This window comes from Clostridium sp. LIBA-8553 (assembly GCF_057782465.1).
Map to the genome: position 1 here is coordinate 585022 of NZ_CM173489.1, position 19512 is coordinate 604533.

The 19512-nt window shown below is 28.6% G+C and carries 18 protein-coding genes; 14 read left to right on the forward strand and 4 right to left on the reverse strand.

Annotation, left to right across the window (positions count from 1 at the left end; translation table 11 throughout):
• The first annotated feature begins 12 nt into the window (after nucleotides 1-12).
• From AC2JAQ_RS02475 to AC2JAQ_RS02495, 5 genes are all read left to right on the forward strand, one after another.
• On the forward strand, nucleotides 13-651 hold the full coding sequence (locus AC2JAQ_RS02475) for a manganese efflux pump MntP (protein WP_488457743.1): 639 nt from the start codon (nucleotides 13-15) through the stop codon (nucleotides 649-651).
• 161 nt (nucleotides 652-812) lie between these two features.
• Nucleotides 813-1226 carry a hypothetical protein gene (locus AC2JAQ_RS02480; protein WP_488457744.1) on the forward strand — a complete coding sequence of 138 codons (414 nt, stop codon included), beginning with the start codon at nucleotides 813-815 and terminating at the stop codon, nucleotides 1224-1226.
• A gap of 321 nt (nucleotides 1227-1547) precedes the next feature.
• Nucleotides 1548-2663 carry a 4-hydroxybutyrate dehydrogenase gene (locus tag AC2JAQ_RS02485; RefSeq protein ID WP_488457745.1) on the forward strand — a complete coding sequence of 372 codons (1116 nt, stop codon included), beginning with the start codon at nucleotides 1548-1550 and terminating at the stop codon, nucleotides 2661-2663.
• Between the two features lie 8 nt (nucleotides 2664-2671).
• Nucleotides 2672-2854, forward strand: coding sequence for a hypothetical protein (locus AC2JAQ_RS02490; protein ID WP_488457746.1), 183 nt, complete (start codon nucleotides 2672-2674; stop codon nucleotides 2852-2854).
• Between the two features lie 112 nt (nucleotides 2855-2966).
• A complete protein-coding gene (locus AC2JAQ_RS02495) occupies nucleotides 2967-3647 on the forward strand; it encodes a TrkA C-terminal domain-containing protein (protein ID WP_488457747.1) in 681 nt (226 codons plus the stop codon).
• Nucleotides 3648-3746: 99 nt separating this feature from the next.
• Here the strand turns inward: AC2JAQ_RS02495 and AC2JAQ_RS02500 are convergent, their stop codons facing one another.
• On the reverse strand, nucleotides 3747-4199 hold the full coding sequence (locus AC2JAQ_RS02500; RefSeq protein ID WP_488457748.1) for a MarR family winged helix-turn-helix transcriptional regulator: 453 nt from the start codon (nucleotides 4197-4199) through the stop codon (nucleotides 3747-3749).
• A gap of 262 nt (nucleotides 4200-4461) precedes the next feature.
• On the opposite strand from AC2JAQ_RS02500, the gene AC2JAQ_RS02505 reads away from it, so the two are divergent.
• The gene (locus AC2JAQ_RS02505; RefSeq protein WP_488457749.1) at nucleotides 4462-5592 is read left to right on the forward strand and encodes an AI-2E family transporter; all 1131 of its coding nucleotides are present in this window, start codon (nucleotides 4462-4464) and stop codon (nucleotides 5590-5592) included.
• A 426-nt stretch (nucleotides 5593-6018) separates the two neighbouring features.
• Nucleotides 6019-7410 (forward strand): peptide MFS transporter, encoded by a 1392-nt coding sequence (locus AC2JAQ_RS02510; protein ID WP_488457750.1) that lies wholly within the window; start codon nucleotides 6019-6021, stop codon nucleotides 7408-7410.
• Between the two features lie 123 nt (nucleotides 7411-7533).
• Here the strand turns inward: AC2JAQ_RS02510 and AC2JAQ_RS02515 are convergent, their stop codons facing one another.
• The gene (locus tag AC2JAQ_RS02515) at nucleotides 7534-7749 is read right to left on the reverse strand and encodes a hypothetical protein (protein ID WP_423238278.1); all 216 of its coding nucleotides are present in this window, start codon (nucleotides 7747-7749) and stop codon (nucleotides 7534-7536) included.
• Nucleotides 7750-7763: 14 nt separating this feature from the next.
• On the reverse strand, nucleotides 7764-7994 hold the full coding sequence (locus AC2JAQ_RS02520; protein WP_488457751.1) for a hypothetical protein: 231 nt from the start codon (nucleotides 7992-7994) through the stop codon (nucleotides 7764-7766).
• A gap of 259 nt (nucleotides 7995-8253) precedes the next feature.
• Between AC2JAQ_RS02520 and AC2JAQ_RS02525 the strand changes: the two genes are divergently transcribed.
• From AC2JAQ_RS02525 to speB, 5 genes are all read left to right on the forward strand, one after another.
• Complete coding sequence (locus AC2JAQ_RS02525; RefSeq protein ID WP_488457752.1) at nucleotides 8254-9804, forward strand: nitrite/sulfite reductase; 1551 nt, start codon at nucleotides 8254-8256, stop codon at nucleotides 9802-9804.
• A 311-nt stretch (nucleotides 9805-10115) separates the two neighbouring features.
• The gene (speD, locus tag AC2JAQ_RS02530; RefSeq protein WP_488457753.1) at nucleotides 10116-10931 is read left to right on the forward strand and encodes an adenosylmethionine decarboxylase; all 816 of its coding nucleotides are present in this window, start codon (nucleotides 10116-10118) and stop codon (nucleotides 10929-10931) included.
• 17 nt (nucleotides 10932-10948) lie between these two features.
• On the forward strand, nucleotides 10949-12403 hold the full coding sequence (locus tag AC2JAQ_RS02535; RefSeq protein ID WP_488457754.1) for an aminotransferase class I/II-fold pyridoxal phosphate-dependent enzyme: 1455 nt from the start codon (nucleotides 10949-10951) through the stop codon (nucleotides 12401-12403).
• A 14-nt stretch (nucleotides 12404-12417) separates the two neighbouring features.
• Nucleotides 12418-13269 carry a polyamine aminopropyltransferase gene (speE, locus tag AC2JAQ_RS02540; protein WP_488457755.1) on the forward strand — a complete coding sequence of 284 codons (852 nt, stop codon included), beginning with the start codon at nucleotides 12418-12420 and terminating at the stop codon, nucleotides 13267-13269.
• On the forward strand, nucleotides 13262-14113 hold the full coding sequence (gene speB / locus AC2JAQ_RS02545) for an agmatinase (RefSeq protein WP_488458763.1): 852 nt from the start codon (nucleotides 13262-13264) through the stop codon (nucleotides 14111-14113). Before speE ends, speB begins: the two co-directional genes overlap by 8 nt.
• A gap of 427 nt (nucleotides 14114-14540) precedes the next feature.
• Here speB and AC2JAQ_RS02550 read toward each other — a convergent pair whose 3' ends face one another.
• Entirely contained in the window at nucleotides 14541-14804 is a 264-nt protein-coding gene (locus tag AC2JAQ_RS02550; protein WP_488457756.1) for a DUF1294 domain-containing protein, read from the reverse strand.
• A gap of 332 nt (nucleotides 14805-15136) precedes the next feature.
• Here AC2JAQ_RS02550 and AC2JAQ_RS02555 point away from each other — a divergent pair, with 332 nt between their 5' ends.
• Entirely contained in the window at nucleotides 15137-18658 is a 3522-nt protein-coding gene (locus AC2JAQ_RS02555; protein WP_488457757.1) for a sialidase domain-containing protein, read from the forward strand.
• Between the two features lie 145 nt (nucleotides 18659-18803).
• Nucleotides 18804-19439 (forward strand): TasA family protein, encoded by a 636-nt coding sequence (locus tag AC2JAQ_RS02560; protein ID WP_488457758.1) that lies wholly within the window; start codon nucleotides 18804-18806, stop codon nucleotides 19437-19439.
• Nucleotides 19440-19512: the final 73 nt, after the last annotated feature.

Sequence of the window (19512 nt, forward strand, 5' to 3'; positions counted from 1 at the left end):
GATGTGTTTGTTATGAGTATTTTATCAATTGTTTTAACTGGTTTTGGGCTTGCTATGGATGCTTTTGCTGTATCGGTTGCAAAAGGAATAACACTTACAAGAATAAGAGTTAAGGATGCATTAAAAGTTGCTTTATTTTTTGGAGGATTTCAAGCGATTATGCCACTAATAGGGTGGGGAGCTGGAAGATACTTTGCTGATTATATAAAGGCTTTTGACCATTGGATAGCTTTCATATTATTAAGCTTAATCGGAGGAAAGATGATTTTTGAAGCAATAAAAGAAAAGAGAGAAGAGAAAGGAGAGGTTTCAGTAACTTTAGAGGCATTTGAAGATAGTGGTCTAGAAATGGTTCGTAGTAGTAATGATGAATTAAGTACTAAAAATCTTACAATATTAGCTATTGCAACTAGTATTGATGCATTAGCAGTTGGAGTTAGCTTTGCATTTTTAGGAATTTCTATAGTTCAATCTGTAATAATAATTGGCGTTATAACTTTTGTTTTATGTTTTTTAGGAGTAATAATAGGAGAAAAGTTAGGCGATATATTTAAAAATTACGCTGAGATAATTGGAGGAGTAATTTTAATACTTATAGGTATAAATATATTACTAGAACATACTGGAATTATTGAAAAACTATTTTCTTAGTATCAAATAGAATAAAAATCAAAATATTACTTGTAATATTGAGTGAACAAATGTTATAAATATATAGGTAGATTTTAGAAAGATGATTTTAATTAGATTAAAATATAGTTTAATTAAAGTTTTTAGATAGTTTTATAGAAATAACTAAGGAGGTAATTTACATGTATGTTGCATTTGGAAACAGAGTTTTAGATAGTGAAGAAATAAAAAAAGAGATAGAACACAATACTGATGCTAAGGTTGTAAGTGATTTATGTAAAAGTTCAAAAAGAGAGGATATAGTTGCTTTTAAGTTAAGCATAGATATGGATATATTAAGAGGACTTATAAAAGAGAATAATAATCTTAAGACTTTAAATGATGAAGAGCTTTTTGAAGATTATTTAGATTTAGCAGAAGAAGTTGCTGGAATGATATTTGAATACATGCCAGAAGATGCTGTTTTAGATATAAGATCATATAAATGGGATATGTCTTATAATGATGTAAAATTAATAATGGTTATGGCACATGAAGATCTTGGAATAGCAAAAGTTAATGATGTTATGAAAAGACTTTTAAGACAGGTAGATTAATTCAGAATATTATTTATAAGATAAATTTATAAATTTAAATTTTTATATTACATATAATGATTAAAATCTATAAATGTTGCAGGGTTTTATGTAACATTTATAGGTTTTTTATTTTAATTTTTTACAAAAACTTATTTTAAGAATTTACTGTATATAATTTGTGTTGGAGTAAGAATAGAAAGTTTAGTATAATAAAATTATTAATATATTGTAAATAAAATTAAGGAGCATAAATATACTGATTTAACTTCAGGCTCTTTTTATATGATTGTTGATTTTGAAATTGAAAAAAATATTTTATTAGTTTAGTAGGTGATTATAATGAAACTTTTTAGTTTAAATACAGAAATATTAAGCTTTAATAATGCTTATGATTTTGCAAAAGAATTAAATTTAGGAGAAAAAGATTTAGTTTTTACTAATAAAAGAATATATAAGGGAAGTTTTGAAGAGCTAAATTTAAAATGTAATTATATATTAAAAGATAAGTATGATTTTAATGAGCCAAATGACGAAGTTGTAGATGAAATTTTTAAGGATATAAAAGATTTAGATTTTCATAGAGTTATAGCGATTGGTGGAGGATCTATATTAGATGTAGGAAAGCTTTTATCTTTAAAAGACGTAGATAGTACAAAAAAATTATTTAAAAGAGAAATTCCTGTTATAAGAGACAAGGAACTTGTTATTGTGCCTACAACTTGTGGTACTGGCAGTGAAGTTACTAACATATCTATCGTTGAGATAAAGAGTGAAAATACGAAGCTTGGATTAGCTATAGATGAAATTTATGCAGACAAGGCAGTTTTAATTCCTGAACTTTGTAAAACAATGCCTTATAAAGCTTTTGTTTATAGCTCAATTGATGCTTTGATTCATAGTATTGAGGGATTTTTATCTCCAAATTCGACTCCTTATACAGATTTATTTGCTTTAAAAGCTATAGAAATGATTTTAAGTGGTTATAAGGATGTAATAAACAATGGAGAAGAGTATAGAAATGCTATAATGGATAAGTTCCTAATCGCAAGTAATTATGCAGGAATAGCCTTTGGAAATGCAGGAGTTGGTGCAGTTCATGCATTATCATATCCTTTAGGTGGTAAATATCATGTTCCTCATGGAGAAGCAAATTATGAATTTTTAATGGCAGTACTTAATTTTTATAAGAAAAATAATGCAAAAGGAAAGATTAATGAACTAACAAGATTAATAAGTAATATTGTTAATTCAGATGAAAAAGAATGTTATTTAGAGTTAGAAAATTTATTAAATAACCTTATCAGAAGAAAAGATTTAAAAGAATATGGAATGAAAATAGAAGAAATAGATATATTTGCTGATAGTGTTATAAAAAATCAACAAAGATTATTAAAAAATAATTACGTACCTATGAGTATTGATGATATAGTAAAAATTTATAAAACTCTTTACTAGGAGGGTATATGAAATTAATAAGAATGATTGTAACTGCAGGAGAGATTCTGCTTATAGTTTTATTACTTTTAGGAGTTTTATCTAAAATTACAGGCAATAGTACTGAGCAAAAGTCAATCGATAATAAATCAAAAATTAAATTAGAGGATGAATTATCAGAGAGATTGTTAGTTTGCAATATATTAATTTAAGGTTATGTTTTAAAATAGTGTTGATTTTTAGATGGATCTGAAAGTCTAGCTAAAAATCAGCATTCACCTAAAATAGAACCTAATTTAAAAGTTATTAGGGAGGAGAGAAGTTTTGGTTTTAGTACTTACATTTATTTTATTTTTAATGATATTTTTAATTATAGTAGACTTTTTTGCTATATTATTTAGACTTACAGGAGTTCCTATAGAAAAAGCAAGATTTCAGGTTACTTCTCTTTTAACAGGAACGGGGTTTACAACAAAGGAAAGTGAAATAATAGTTCAACATCCTACTAGAAGAAAACTTGCTGTTTGGCTTATGGGATTTAGTTACGCAAGTACAGCAACTATAATATCCTTCGCAGTAAACATAATAACCAGTAGTGTTATAGATATAGGTTCTATAGCAATAATAGTATTATTTATTATATTTGTTTTATTTTTTCATAAAAGTTCTTTACTTGAAAAACTAGAAAATAAAATAGAAAAATTTATTGTGCAATCTAAAATTTGGGACAAGCTGAATTCAAAGCACTTAACATTAATAACTCATACTAGAGGATTTGGTGTTTATGAAATATATCTTTCAAGTAAAGCCACAATTATAGGAAAGAATATAAGGGATAGCGGACTTAAACCTATGGAAATTGAAGTTTTAAACATAGATAAGGGAGATAAATTTATTAATTTTCCAACTCCTGATTATGTTTTTGAAACTTACGATAAAATAACTGTGTATGGAAATTTAAAAAATATAAAGAGTATGTTTGAGCATATAAATGAAGTGAAATAATTTCATCAGTATATATGGTATAAAAATATAGAAAATCTATAAATAGCATCTAGATAAGGAATCTTAGAGCTGTTTATAGATTTTTTTATGTATAGCTATTTAAATTTTTAAGTTATTTAGGTTCTTAATCATTTTGTTTAATATGTTATCAAAGGAAATAAGTTCTTCATCTTTTAAACCTTCTAATAACAATTTACAAAAATCATTACTTATTTTATTTAAAAAATTAATTGTTTCAATAGCTGAGTTAGATATATAAAGTCTAACTATTCTTTTATCTTTATCATCCTTTTTTATTGTTAGCATTTCTTTTTTTAATAAGCTTTCTATAGATCTTGAAATTAATCCTTTTGAAAGACCAGAAAATTCTACTATATCTTTTGCTGTGTTGTATTCTAAATTTTCTTGTAAGAAAACTAATATTTCAAACTCATTATGTGTTAATCCTAAATCATTTAAAGTTGGTGATATAAATTTCTTATATGTCTTTTTAGCTTTAGTAAATGAAACTAAAAATGCGTTACCGTTAGGATTTAGAGTTTTTAAATCCATTAACCTTCCCCCTTAAATAGTTTAATTGTAAACTTTATTTAGATTATACCTTAAGATGGTTTATAAGTAAACCATATATGTAGTTTTTATAATTTATATAGGTATTATATATTTAAAAAAAACTTTTTTTATATCATATTTTTGAAAATTTAGTGTATAAAAGATTAATATTTTTCAATTAGGTCAATAATATAGTGATGAAATAATAAAAATCTTTTAAGGTGATAGTTCACACCAATTTAGAGTTTAGGAGAAAACAATATTGGAATACAAGAATAAAAATTTCAAAAATTATATTTTTTTAGTCACATATATAATATTTTTAACTTTTTTATTTATAAATATAAAAGAGGTATTAGGTTTTTTGTCAAATTTTTTAGAGATAATAAAACCATTTCTTTGGGGAATAGCTATAGCATTTGTTCTTAACATTCCAATGACATTAATAGAAAAATGTTTAGGAAATGGAGAATTTGTTAGGGGTGTTAAGAGAGTATTATCAATAACAATAACTTTAGCTATTTTTGTATTAGCAATAGCAATACTTACTATATTTATAATTCCTCAACTAACAAATAGTATTACTACTTTGATAGAAAATGTACCAGGATATTTAATAGCTTTTGAGCAAATGCTACAAGATAGTGCAATAAATAATTCGCAATCGCAAGTCATCTTGCAAAACCTTACAGATGAACTTGTTAATATGTGGAGAGAAATTTTCAAAGTTACAGGTCAGATTGTTGGAAGTTCCCTAGGATATTTATTAGATTTTACTTTAGGTGTTACAGTTGGAATAGTTAATTTTTTCTTAGCTTTAATTTTAGCAATATATATGTTAGCTAGTAAGGAAGCGCTAATAAGACAAGTAAAGTTAATGATATATGCATTTATGAAAAAGGATAAGGCAGACAGGCTTATTGAACTTGGAGAAATGTGCAATTATACATTTTCTAAATTTATAGCAGGACAATGTACTGAGGCTATAGTTATAGGAGTATTATGTTTTATAGGAATGACTATTTTTAAAATGCCATATGCTTTATTAATAAGTGTAATGATAGGGGTAACGGCTTTAATACCTGTTTTTGGAGCTTTTTTAGGAACGATACCATCAGCATTTATTATCTTAATAATAGATCCAATAAAAGCTTTATGGTTTATATTATTTATAATAGTTCTTCAGCAATTAGAGGGAAACTTAATATATCCTAGAGTCGTAGGTAGTTCTATAGGATTATCAGCCTTATGGGTTATGTTTGCAATATTAGTTGGTGGAAGTTTATTTGGAATTATGGGAATGTTAATAGGCATACCTATCTTTGGAGTTTTTTTCAAGGTATTAAAAAGATTAACCAACAGACGACTTAGAGAAAAAGGGATGTATAAGTAATTAGAATAGCGATAATTAAATATTAGAAATCAAAGTTTTTAGATTAGATCAATATATTATTAAGAAATATATTGGTCTAATTTTTATGCTTTTTTAATCTTGTTTACTTCAAAAGGATAAACTTTAACAATAAAATTTATTAATGTATTAATTAATTTACATAATAATAAGTAAAGTGGTAAAAGTATGTATCTCATAAAAAAACAAATGTGTTGTTACGGTATACATAGAAAAAAGGAGTATTTAAGAGGAAATATGATTAAATTATTAATAAACTTACAATAAATTGTGAAAGTGACGTTTGATTAGAATTAAAAATGTATTTATAATTAAAAATGTGTTAACGAAATAATAACTTTAATGATAAATTAATATAATACAAAGAATTTAATAAAGTTATAATTAAAAGAGGGGGCTTAATATAAAATGGCAGAGGTAATTAATGCTACTGATATTGAAGTAGCGAAGAATAAAGGGCGATTAAAACATCCAGCAGGATTGTATTTACTATTTTTCACAGAGATGTGGGAAAGATTTAGTTACTATGGAATGAGAGCTTTATTGATGCTTTATTTAACAGCATCATTTGTTACAGGTGGATTAGGATATGATGTATCTAGTGCCGCTAAAATATATGGAACTTATACCTTTTTAGTTTATTTCACACCAATAATTGGAGGAGAAATAGCAGATAAATTTTTAGGACAGAAAAAATCAATTATGCTTGGGGCAGCAGTAATGATTTTAGGAAATTTAACTCTATTTGGATGGCAAACTAGATGGGCTTTATATTTAGGATTAGGATTTATAATAGTAGGAAATGCTTTCTTTAAACCTAATATATCAACAATAGTTGGTCAATTATATGAAGATGGAGATAAGAGAAAAGATTCAGCTTTCACAATATTCTATATGGGTATAAACCTTGGATCTTTAATAGCACCAATAATATGTGGATTATTAGCAGAAAACTTTTTTGCTACAAAATCAGGAGAAGTAATACTTCATTATGGATTTAGATATGGATTCTTAGCAGCAGCTATAGGTATAATTTTAGGAGAAATTATCTTCATAACTTTATCTCCAAAATATCTATCACATGTTGGTGAGATTAAAAGAGAAGGAAATAAGAAAGACGTTGTAAAAGAAAAGAAACCTTTAACTAAGCAAGAAAAGAAGAGAGTTGCAGTTATATTAATACTTGCATCATTCGTTGTATTCTTCTGGGCTGGATTTGAACAAGCAGGTACTACTTTAACATTATTTGCTGAGAATGCAACTAATAGACAAATATTTGGATGGACAGTACCGGTAGCATTTTTCCAATCTATAAACCCATTATTTATACTATTATTAGCACCATTATTCTCAAAATTGTGGTTTACACTTGCTAATAGTAAAAGAGGAGATTTATCAATTCCAACTAAAATGGCTATGGGTATGATAGTTTTAGGGTGTGGATTCTTATTAATGGTTTTTGCAACTATGTCATTAGGTGGAAATGTTGAAAATCCAGCAGTTAAAGCAAGTATGTTTTGGTTAGTAGGAACTTATTTATTCAATACAATGGGAGAACTTTGTTTATCACCAATAGGACTTTCAATGGTAAGTTCATTAGCACCAGCTAAATATGCATCATTATTAATGGGTGTATGGCTTGCAAGTAACGGAGTAGCAAACTATTTATCAGGATTTATAGCATCATTTGTTGAAAAACTAGGAGCTTTAGAATTATTTGGTTCAATAGCTGGAGTAAGTATAGTATTAGGTTTAGTATTATTACTACTGAGCAAAAAGATTACAGCTATGATGGAATAAAATGATATTAAGGTTTAAGAAAAATTTCTTGAAGAGATTTCAATTAGATAAATTAGGTTAGGATATTTAAATTTAAAATAAAGAAAAAGACACATTAATTAAATTAATGTGTCTTTTTTTATATTACATTCTAAAATATTCTTCATCTAAATATAAAAGCATTTCTTGAGTTATGGGAACTGATAAACCTGCATAATCAGAAAACCTTTTTGCAGCATCTTCTTGTTCTTCTTTTTTTAATTCATGATGGTGTCTAATTTTTTCACCAGTTTTATGTTCTAGGTCCTTCCACTCTTTATAAACCTTCACTAAATCTTCTTTTACTTTGTTATTGCCCATAAAAAACATCTCCTTTAAATAAATGTATTATTGTAATATTCTTCTAAGCTAAGTATTTCTTCTTCTGTTAGAGGATTATCTAATTTAGCAAACTCAGAGAAATTTTTAGCTAGAAGCTTTTGTTGGTCTTTTTCTAAGTTTTTAAAATCATGATTTAATTTCATTTTTTCAAAAAAATCTTTTTCAGAAGTTCTCCATTTTTTGTAAAGTTTAATTAAATCTTCTTTAAATTTATTTTCTCCCATAAAATCAACTCCTTACAAAACCTATAAATATATTATATAATAAAAGTATATATTTTAAAATTGTGTAAATAAACAAAAATTTTTGTGAACAAAATACTAAAAATTATCTAAGTGGAAAATATATTTTGATAGTATTTTCTTAAAATGAAATATTTGGTTTTTATATAATACATATAGGTTTTTACTTATATTTATCATAAAGAAACAATTGTTTACTAATAAAATATAGACGTTTAAAATTTTAATGAGGTGATATAGAATGAGTACATTAAATGAGATTTTATCAAAGGAAATCGAAGAATTTAGAGAAAAAGGACATAAGTTTTTAAATAAAGAAATGACTGTTGGCGAATTTAAAAAAGCATCAGGAGGAATGGGAGCTTACGCACATCGTGGAGGAAAAGAATTCATGGTAAGATTAAGAGTTCCATCAGGAGTTGCTGGATTAAGTTTATTAAAAGAAGCTTATAATTGGGCTGAAAAATACAACTTAGATAAGGTGCATTTAACAACTCGTGAAGCAATACAATTACATGGAATATCTATAGATGCTGTATGTGACATAATGCAAGATGGATTAACTAAAGGAATATATACTAGAGGCGGTGGCGGAAATTTTCCAAGAAACGTTGCTTTAAATCCTCTATCAGGAGTTCAAATAGGAGAAACTTTTGATGTAACTCCTTATGCATTGGCAGCTAACGCACATTATATGAGTAAAATATATACTTATAAATTACCAAGAAAAATAAAAACTGCATTCTCAAATACAGAAGCGGATGCAGCACATTGTACAGTTACAGATTTAGGTTTCTTAGCTGTTGATAATAATGGTAAGAGAGCATTCAAACTTTATATAGGTGGTGGACTAGGAAGAAATCCTAGAAAATCTGTTGAATTTGATGAATTAATAGATGAAAAAGACGTATTATATTGCATTGAAGCTATGACAAATTTATTCGTAGCTGAAGGTGATTACGCAAATCACGGAAAAGCTCGTATCAGATATATTGTTGAGAGAATGGGCGAAGAAGAATTTAAAAACTGCTTTAGAAAACACTTAGAAGAAGTAAAAGCTAAAGGTGGTTTAGATCTTGAGGTTGAAGATATAAAATACAATAAAAAAGGTGAGAAAACTAATATAAAACATGAAAGGTTAATTCCTCAAAAACAAGAAGGATTATATACTGTATTGTTCCATCCAGTTGGAGGTCAATTAGAATTAGATATATTAAAAGAATTAGTAGAAAAAATAGAAAATTTAGAAGAAGTAGAAATAAGATTAGGTATGGATGAAAACATATATGTTAGAAACTTAAATGGAAAAGAAGCAGAGTCCATTTTAGAATTTACTCAAGGTAAAGGTGGAGAGACTTTAGCTCAAAGAAGTGTGGCTTGTATAGGAGTTCCAACATGTCAAATGGGTGTATTAGAAAGTCAAAAAACTTTAAGAGAGTTCGTGGAACTGTTAAAAGAAAATGCAATTAAGGAAAATTCATTACCAAGAGTTCGTTTCTCAGGCTGTCCAAATTCTTGTAGTATGCATGAAATAGGAGAGATTGGATTTGCTGGTAAAAAGAAAAGAGTTGGCGATGCATTATCAAATGTTTTCGAACTGCATTTTGGTGGTAAATTAGGTATAGGAGAAACTAGATTAGGAGAATATTATGGAGATATACTTCAAGATAATGCTCCAGAGTTTTTAATTAAAGTTGCAAAGGCTGTAGAAGCTAAAAATTCAACTTTTGAAGAATGGATTGAAAATAATAAAGAAGAATTTAAATCTATATTTGATGAATATATTGTATAGTTATTAACAAAAACTTTACAAACTCTAAAAAAACTTCACAAATAAGTTTTTTTGGAGTTTTTTTATTTTTGCTCAGAATTACTTTAAAAGGGCATATTTAAACACTTTTTCAGTTCACTTTGCTAAAGTTTAAGTTTAGTAATACTAAGTATTTTATTTAGTTTTTGTTACCGAAATATTAACGTTACCCTCTGAAGTTAGCTTGAAGTAAGGGGCGGAAAGAATTTGCTATAGCAAAAAATAAAATAGTAATATATAATGAATTCAAAATTTATATTTATGCAAAAATAAGTTGTTTAAAGAAAGGATTGATGTTAGGGTTGAAAGAAAAAATATGCCTTTATGGTTTTAATAATCTTACTAAGACATTAAGTTTTAATATTTATGATATCTGTTATGCAAAAACAGAAAGAGAAAAAGAAGACTATATAAAGTATATAGATGAGCAGTATAACTCTGAACGTCTTACAAAGATTCTTTGTGATGTTACAGAGATGATAGGAGCTCATGTCCTAAATATTTCAAAACAAGATTATGAACCTCAGGGAGCTAGCGTAAATGTTCTTATAACAGAGGAGGCATTACCAGTAGCACTGATTGACCCATCATGTAATAAAGGAGAACTTTCTTATTTGGAGCTTAGAGATAGTGTGGTTGGACATTTAGATAAAAGTCACCTTACGGTCCATACCTATCCAGAATTTCATCCAAATAACGATATAATTTCATTTAGAGTGGATATAGATGTATCTACCTGTGGAAAAATATCTCCACTAAATGCTCTAGATTACTTAATTGGAAGTTTTGATTCAGATGTAATAACTATTGATTATAGAGTTAGAGGATTTACTAGAGATGTTGATGGGAGAAAGTGTTATATAGACCATGATATAAAATCTATTCAAGATTATATAGATGGAGAAACCCTAAAAAGATACGATGCTATGGATGTTAATGTTTATCAATCTAATATATTCCATACAAAAATGATGCTTAAGGATATTGTTTTAAATGACTATTTATTTAATTCAGATCCATATGAATTATCTCCAAATACTAGGAGAGAAATACGAGATAGAATATCAAAAGAGATGATTGAAATATACGGTGGTGTAAATATTTATTAAGAAAAGGAGGGATTTCTGTGAAAAGACTTTCTCAAGAAAATGCTCCTATCTATGAAGCATTAAAATGGTACAAAGGTCAAAGAATTGTTCCTTTTGATGTGCCAGGTCATAAACAAGGGAGAGGAAATGCAGAATTAAGAGAGTTTTTAGGTGAAGATTGTGTTTCAGTTGATGTAAACTCAATGAAACCACTAGATAATCTTTGCCATCCAACTTCTGTAATAAAGGATGCAGAGGAGTTAGCAGCTGAGGCTTTTGGAGCTGATAAAGCATTTTTCATGGTTAATGGAACTACATCAGCAGTACAAGCTATGATAATGAGTGTTTGTAAAGATGGAGATAAAATTATAATGCCTAGAAATGTTCATAGATCAGCTATAAACTCATTAATAATAACAGGGGTTACTCCTGTATATATAAACCCAGGAATTCATGGTAGACTTGGAATTTCTTTAGGAATGGCAATGGAAGATATAGAAAAAGCTATTAAAGAAAATCCAGATGCTAAGGCTATTTTTGTTAATAATCCAACATACTATGGAATTTGCTCTAATTTAAGAGAAATAGTTAAGTTAGCTCATGAAAATAACATGTATGTTTTAGTTGATGAAGCTCATGGAACTCATTTTTATTTTGATAAAAGGCTTCCAGTGTCAGCTATGGAGGCTGGAGCAGATATGGCTGCAGTAAGCATACATAAAACAGGTGGTTCATTGACTCAAAGTTCTATGTTACTTATGAGATGCAATAGAATTAAGCCAGATTATGTGAGAACAATAATAAACTTAACACAAACAACTAGTGGGTCTTATTTATTGTTATCTTCTCTAGATATTGCTAGAAGAAACTTAGTTTTAAATGGGGAAAAAATCTTTGAAGAGGTTGTTAGTATTGCTGAGTATGCAAGAGAAGAAATAAATAAAATTGATGGTTATTATGCATTTTCAAAAGAAATAAATAATGGCGATGATATTTATGATTTCGATATAACAAAGCTAACAATAAATACTTTAGATACTGGTCTTGCTGGAATTGAAGTTTATGACATCTTAAGAGATGATTATGGAATTCAAATAGAACTTGGTGATGTAGCTAATGTTCTTGCAATTATATCAGTAGGAGATACTAGATATAACATTGAGAGATTGGTTTCAGCATTAAGTGAAATTAAGAGAATTCATGAAAAAGATAAAAAAGATATTTTTGACCACGAATATATAGATCCTATAGTCAAGGTTAAGCCGAAAGAAGCCTTTTATGCTGATAAAAAGAAAGTTCTTTTAAAAGAAAGTGAAGGATTAATTTCTGGAGAATTTGTAATGTGTTATCCACCTGGAATTCCAATACTTGCCCCAGGAGAGCTTATAACCAGAGAGACCATAGAATATATTGAGTATTCTAAGAAAAAGGGAAGTTTAGTTACAGGCCCTGAAGATATGGAAATTGAATATATAAATGTTTTAGATTGTTAGGAGGATTTTTAATTATGGAATTATGGTACACAGAAGAACATACAGACAAGGTGCGTTTCTCAATAAAAGTAGACGAACAACTTTATAGTGGAAAGAGTGATTTCCAAAGAATAGATGTTTTTAAATCTCAAGAGTTTGGAACTTTCTTTACACTAGATGGACTTATGATGGTAACAGAAAAGGATGAATTTATTTATCATGATATGATAGTTCATGTTCCAATGGCTACAAACCCTAATATTAAAAATGTATTAGTTATAGGAGCTGGAGATGGTGGAACAGTAAGAGAACTTACGAGATATGAAACTATAGAAAAAATAGATATGGTTGAAATAGATAAACTAGTAGTTGATGTTTGTAAAGAGTATTTACCACAAACAGCTAACAAATTAGATGATCCTAGAGTAAGTTTATTCTTTGAAGATGGACTAAAATTTGTACGTTCAGTAGAGGATAAATATGATTTAATAATAGTTGACTCAACAGATCCATTTGGACCAGGAGAAGGTTTATTCACAAGAGAATTTTATGGAAATTGCTTTAAGGCATTAAAAGAAGATGGAATACTTGTAAATCAACATGAAAGTCCATATTATGAAGATTATGCAAGAGGAATGAAGAGAGCTCATAAGAGAATAAAGGAATGTTTCCCAGTATGTAGAGTTTACCAAGCTCATATTCCAACTTATCCATCAGGACATTGGCTATTCGGATTCGCTTCAAAGAAATATGATCCATTAACTGCTGACATAGAAAAATGGAATGATTTAGGATTAAAAACTAAGTATTATAATACAGATTTACACAAAGGATGCTTTGCATTACCTAATTATGTTAAGGAGATGTTAGAGAGCGTTGATGAATAAGAATATAAGTACATTCATAGGATGTGAATCAGATTATAATGAATCAAGCATAGTTGTCTTTGGAGCACCTTTTGATTCAACAACATCTTTTAGACCGGGTACTAGATTTGCTAGTCAGGTTATGAGAGGAGAGTCTTGGGGATTAGAAAGCTATAGTCCATATCAAGATTTAGATCTTTATGATTTTAATATTTTTGATGGTGGAGAATTAGAACTTCCTTTTGGAAATTCAGAAGGAGCTTTAGCTCAAATAGAAGAGTTTTCAACAAAGGTTGTTGAAGATGGGAAAATACCAGCTATGATAGGTGGGGAACACTTAGTAACATTAGGATCTTTTAGAGGAGTATTTAAAAAATATCCTGATGTTCATGTTATTCATTTTGATGCTCATGCAGATTTAAGAGAGCATTATTTAGGACAAAAACTATCTCATGCTACAGTTATGCATAGAGTTTGGGATTTAGTAGGAGATAATAAGATATTCCAATTTGGAATACGTTCAGGTGAAAGAGAAGAATTCTTATGGGGAAAAGAGCATGTTTATACAAATAAGTTTAATTGTGATAATCTAGAGTATGCTTTAGAAAAGATTAAAGATAAACCTGTTTATGTAACAATAGATTTAGATGTTTTAGATCCATCAGTATTTCCAGGAACAGGTACACCAGAACCAGGTGGAGTACAGTTTACTGAACTTTTAAGTTCAATATTAAAACTTAAAGGATTAAATATTGTAGGATTTGATATCAATGAATTATCACCTCAATATGATCAAACAGGAGCATCAACTGCTGTTGCGTGTAAAGTTTTAAGAGAAATGTTGTTAGTAGTAAATAATAATTAGGATTTTTATAGATGTTGATTTTTAGATAACCCTTCAGACCTAACTTAACTTCGAAAAGTATTGCCATCATCTGCTTCAGAATGATAGCTAAAGGTTAAGTGAAAGTCCAAATTTTCAATTTAGTATCTTGAACTTATGCAATCGAACTTTAGTGAGATTGTATTCCTTAATAATATGCTCAAAGAGAAAAATCTTTTTAACGCTATTATTCTTACGTATATAAAATGAAACTTAATTCAGAGAGAAGTTATGCGAACTCTGAATTTTAGTCGAATTTATCTAGAGTTACTAGCTATAGGAGATGCAATACTAACTGCTCATTAAGATGGTCTTACAGTTCTATCTAAAAATCAACACTAGTTTAAAATAAAGCTTAATAAGTAAGAGGATGTGTATGAAAGATTAATGATACACATCCTCTAATTATTTATCTGATAATGTAAAGAATTAAAAGAGCTTGAATTGATAATATTATAGGAATTCCTATAGTGAACTTTGCATGTTTTGTTTTGTGACGAAAAACATGCATTCCCCATAAGGCTCCAATGCCTCCTCCTAATATTGCTACACCAATTAATGTATCTTCACTAATTCTCCATTGATGTTTTCTAGCTTTTTGTTTATCTATATACATTAGTACTATTGCAACTAAATTTATTAACACTAAATATCCTATAAAAAGTTCTTTCAATAATCATCCCTCCTAATTTTTTTTCATTAGTATTTAATATCCGTTTCCTAATTTAATTATAACTTATTTTATAGAAAATCATTATTAATTAGCAGATAAATTTTTATGGAATTTAAGGAGAATTTTAATATAAGTAATTAATATAATAATTTTTGATATTAATATTAAACTGGACTTTATAAATAAAAATATATTTGTATAGAAAATTAAATAATTAGAAAATATCTTTTTGTGTATTATAAAGTATATTTTACATATTTTTAGTCATATTAAAGCATTTTTAAACGTATACATAATAATGAGGTTAATTTTTATGCTAAGGGGGAGAGTTAATGAAAAGTAGAAAAATAATAGCGACACTTATTGCTGGTCTAGTTATTTCAAATATAGGAGGCTATTTAGTAAAGGCAAATCCAATTTTAAGTGGTAATGATGTAGTTATAGAAAGTAGGCAAGCTGTTGTTGAAACAGCTATTCCACAATCTGAGATGACTGCTAGTGCAACTTCTCAACAGGGACAAGACCCAGCCTCAAATGCTATTGATGGAAATGCAAATACTATGTGGCATACAAAGTGGGATGGAAGTGATGCACTTCCTCAAAGTTTAACAGTTGATTTAGGAGGAGCTAAAAAAGTTAGTTCTATAGCCGTTACACCAAGAACTAGTGGAAGTAATGGATTTATAACTAAGTATGAAATTCATGCTGTGAATAATGGTGTTGAAACTTTAGTTGCAGAGGGAAGATGGGAAGAAAATAATTTAGTTAAAACTGTACCTTTTGATAATCCTGTTGATGCAGAAGAGATAAAAATAACTGCAATTCAAGGTGTTGGTGGATTTGCTTCAATAGCAGAGTTAAATGTTTATGAAACTAAGGGTGAAGTAAATGAAATTGCTAACTATGGAAACTTAAAGATAACTAAAGAGGAAGAGAGAGTAAATATAACTGGAGATTTAGAGAAATTTTCTTCTTTAGATGAAGGAACAATAATAACTAGATTTAATATGAATGATACTTCAATTCAGAGTTTAATTGGCTTGAGTGATGGAAATAAAGCAAATAACTATTTTTCACTTTATGTAAGTGGAGGAAAAGTAGGATATGAGCTTAGAAGACAAGAAGGAAATGGAGATTTTAATGTACATCATAGTACAGATGTTACCTTTAATAAGGGAGTAAATACCCTAGCATTAAAAATAGAGAAGGGTGTAGGAGCTAAGATATTTTTAAATGGTTCTCTAGTTAAAACTGTATCAGATTCAAATATTAAATTCTTAAATGCAATAAACATTAATAGTGGATTTATTGGAAAAACTGATAGAGCAAGTGGATCTAATGAATATTTATTTAGAGGAGATATAGATTTCATGGATATTTATGGTGAGCCTGTAAGTGACAATTATTTATTAAGAAAGACTGGCGAGACTAAAGCACCAGCAGAGGATAGCTTATTACCAGATGATGTTTATAAGACAGAGCCAATAGATTTATTCTATCCTGGATATTTAGGATCAAGAGGATATAGAATTCCAGCCTTAGAAACGACTAAGCAAGGAACTATCTTAGCATCTATAGATGTTAGAAATGATGGAGATCATGATGCTCCAAATAATAACATAGATGTTGGTATAAGAAGAAAAGAAGTAAATGGAGAATGGGAAGAAGCTCAAGTAATCTTAGATTACCCAGGTAAATCTGCAGCTATAGATACTTCTCTTATGTCAGCTACAATAGAAGAAGATGGAGTTGAAAAAGAGAGATTATTTCTTATAGTGACTCATTTCCCAGAAGGTTATGGATTCCCTAATACAGGGAGTGGAAGTGGATATAAAGAGATTGATGGAAAATATTGTTTTATATTAAAAGATGCTCAAAATAATGAATATACAGTTAGAGAAGAAGGAATTGTTTATGATGCAGAAGGTAATCAGACTGAATATGTAATGAAAAATGATAAAACTCTTCTTCAGAATGGAACAGAGATTGGAAATGCTTTATTAAACAATGCTCCACTTAAGGCTATAGGAACAGCTCATATTGAAATGATTTATAGTGATGATGATGGTAAGACATGGAGTGAGGCAAGGGATTTAAACCCAGGACTTAAGAAAGAATGGATGAAATTCTTTGGAACAGCGCCAGGAAAGGGAATTCAAATAAAAAATGGAGAGCACAAAGGTAGATTGGTATTCCCAATGTACTATACTAATCAAAATAATTTCCAATCAAGTGCTGTAATTTATAGTGATGATTTTGGAGAAACTTGGGAATTGGGTGAATCTCCAATAGATACAGATTCAGTAAGTTCTGAAACAGTTTCTTCAGGAACTCAGTTAACAGAATGCCAAGTCGTTGAAATGCCAAATGGACAACTTAAGTTATTTATGAGAAATACAGGTTCATATACAAGGATCGCTACTAGCTTTGATGGGGGAGCAACATGGCATGATGATGTTCCAGAGGATAATTCTCTAAGAGAGCCATATTGTCAGTTAAGTGTTATAAATTATAGTGGAAAGATAAATGGTAAAGATGCAATTATCTTCTCAAATCCAGATGCAAGTGGCAGAACGAATGGAAGTGTAAAAGTTGGTTTAATAAATGAAAATGGAACTTATGAAAATGGGGAGCCAAGATATGAGTTTGATTGGATTTATAATAAAACAGTTAAACCAGGTTCATTCTCTTATTCTTGTTTAACAGAATTACCAGATGGAAATTTAGGATTATTTTATGAGGGTGAAGGCGCAAGTAGAATGGCATACACTGAATTTGATTTGAATTATCTTAAGTTTAATGCTTCTGAGGATTCACCATCAGCTACAGCTCAGTCAATTGAAAGTTTAGATGAAGATTTAGTTTATAATGCTGGAGATGAAGTTTCAATAAAAGTAAACTTTAATCAATTAGCAAGTATCATTGGAGATAGAACAATAACTATAGATATTGGTGGAGTAGAAGTTCCATTAAATATGACTAATTATGAAGGAAAAAGCTCAGCTATATTTAAAGGAACTATACCAGAAGGAATTACTCCAGGAAGTTATGAAATAAAGCTTAAAGCAAATGAATCTATGGAACTTTCTACTGTTTATGATAAAGTTTCAACTTTGAATGGATTAGACACTACAGGTATTACTGTACAGATTGGTGAAGTTAAAACAACTGTTGGAAATTCAACTTTAGAATCTAATAACGAAGTCCAAGTTGGAACAGCATTTGATGTTACATTAGGAGTAGAAGACTTAGCCGAGGATAAGGATGTATATTCAGCAGAGTATGTATTTGAATATAATCCAGAAGTGTTTACATTAAATGAAGTAACTTCAGTTAGTGATACTTTATTTGCTAATAGTAAAGAAGTTGAGCCAGGTAAAGTTAGAATATTAGTGGCTTCTTTAGGAAATGAAATAGAAAAAACATCAGAATTAGTTAAGGTTAATTTAACCCCAAAAGCTTCTTCAGAAGTTGAGTTAATAGGAATAACAACAGCATCAATTGGAACTAGTGATGGAAGTACTCATGAATTAGAACTTGTTAATAAAGAAGTTAAGGTTAAAGAGCAAGAAGATGGTGTTATAGTTGTGAATCCTGTTAGAAACTTTGATATTACAGATATAAATAAAAAAGATGTCAAACTAATATGGGAGGCTCCAGAAACTGGGAACGGATTAGAAGGTTATGTAATCTATAAAGATGGAAAGAAACTAACTGAACTTCCAGTTGATACTACTGAGTTTGTGGCATCAGGATTAAATAGACATACTATTTATAACTTTAAAATAGCTGCTAAATATTCTAATGGAGAGTTATCAAATAAAGAGTCTAAGACTATTAGAACAGTTAGATAATGAATAAATTTGTAACTAAATGTAAATAAATAAAAAAATAGTAATACAATGTAATTAAGGTGAATATAAATATTTATGTAGACGATTAAATTATGTATATATATGTATTATGTATATAAAATGAAATGTTTGGGGGAGAATTTTTATGAAGAAAAAAGTAATAGGAATGTTATTAGCAGGTACATTAATGGTAGGAGCTATTGGATCATACGCTTGGTTTACAGATCAAGCTAAGGTTGATTCAAATATTAAATTAACAATGGGTACATTGGATGTAGAAGTAAAAGAGCATACTGACGGATGGGTTGTTATGGACGAAACATCAGAAATAATAAATAAAGATGCAACTAAGCACTTTAAGAATGTTAGACCAGGAGATGTTTTCCAGAGAGAGTTCTATATCAATAATACAGGTACATTAAAACAAAATGTAACAGTTAAGTTAAATCCAGATATAGCAAAAAAAATTGTTGCTACAGTTGATGGACAGGCAGTTACTTTTGATGAATTATTTAATTTAACTTTTGACTTAGAAGCAACTCCATTAAGTGCAGAAAATCCATCAGAAGTTAAGTTTATGTTAGATTCACTTTATACTGAGGCTGAAGATGCAAATCCATCAACAAGTGCTGTTAATATGAAAGTTAATTTAGAAGTAGATAAAGAAAAGATGGATAACAGATTTAACCATGAAGGAAATAAATTTGTTGAAATATTTGATTTCTTAAAAGATAATTCAGTTCCATTAGTAGTTGTTGAAGCAGAACAAGTTAATAAATAATAATAAATTGAAATAAAAAACAGAGTCTTTTGACTCTGTTTTTTATTTTGTGATTAAGGTTTAAGAAATTTTA

Excerpts from the sequence above, each read along its gene's own strand:
- AC2JAQ_RS02485 (WP_488457745.1), top strand. The coding sequence starts at position 1,548 with ATGAAACTTTTTAGTTTAAATACAGAAATATTAAGCTTTAATAATGCT.
- AC2JAQ_RS02510 (WP_488457750.1), top strand. The coding sequence starts at position 6,019 with ATGGCAGAGGTAATTAATGCTACTGATATTGAAGTAGCGAAGAATAAA.
- AC2JAQ_RS02560 (WP_488457758.1), top strand. The coding sequence starts at position 18,804 with ATGAAGAAAAAAGTAATAGGAATGTTATTAGCAGGTACATTAATGGTA.
- AC2JAQ_RS02480 (WP_488457744.1), top strand. The coding sequence starts at position 813 with ATGTATGTTGCATTTGGAAACAGAGTTTTAGATAGTGAAGAAATAAAA.
- AC2JAQ_RS02525 (WP_488457752.1), top strand. The coding sequence starts at position 8,254 with ATGAGTACATTAAATGAGATTTTATCAAAGGAAATCGAAGAATTTAGA.
- AC2JAQ_RS02500 (WP_488457748.1), bottom strand. The coding sequence starts at position 4,199 with ATGGATTTAAAAACTCTAAATCCTAACGGTAACGCATTTTTAGTTTCA.
- speE (WP_488457755.1), top strand. The coding sequence starts at position 12,418 with ATGGAATTATGGTACACAGAAGAACATACAGACAAGGTGCGTTTCTCA.
- speB (WP_488458763.1), top strand. The coding sequence starts at position 13,262 with ATGAATAAGAATATAAGTACATTCATAGGATGTGAATCAGATTATAAT.
- speD (WP_488457753.1), top strand. The coding sequence starts at position 10,116 with ATGTTAGGGTTGAAAGAAAAAATATGCCTTTATGGTTTTAATAATCTT.
- AC2JAQ_RS02555 (WP_488457757.1), top strand. The coding sequence starts at position 15,137 with ATGAAAAGTAGAAAAATAATAGCGACACTTATTGCTGGTCTAGTTATT.
- AC2JAQ_RS02475 (WP_488457743.1), top strand. The coding sequence starts at position 13 with ATGAGTATTTTATCAATTGTTTTAACTGGTTTTGGGCTTGCTATGGAT.
- AC2JAQ_RS02520 (WP_488457751.1), bottom strand. The coding sequence starts at position 7,994 with ATGGGAGAAAATAAATTTAAAGAAGATTTAATTAAACTTTACAAAAAA.
- AC2JAQ_RS02490 (WP_488457746.1), top strand. The coding sequence starts at position 2,672 with ATGAAATTAATAAGAATGATTGTAACTGCAGGAGAGATTCTGCTTATA.
- AC2JAQ_RS02515 (WP_423238278.1), bottom strand. The coding sequence starts at position 7,749 with ATGGGCAATAACAAAGTAAAAGAAGATTTAGTGAAGGTTTATAAAGAG.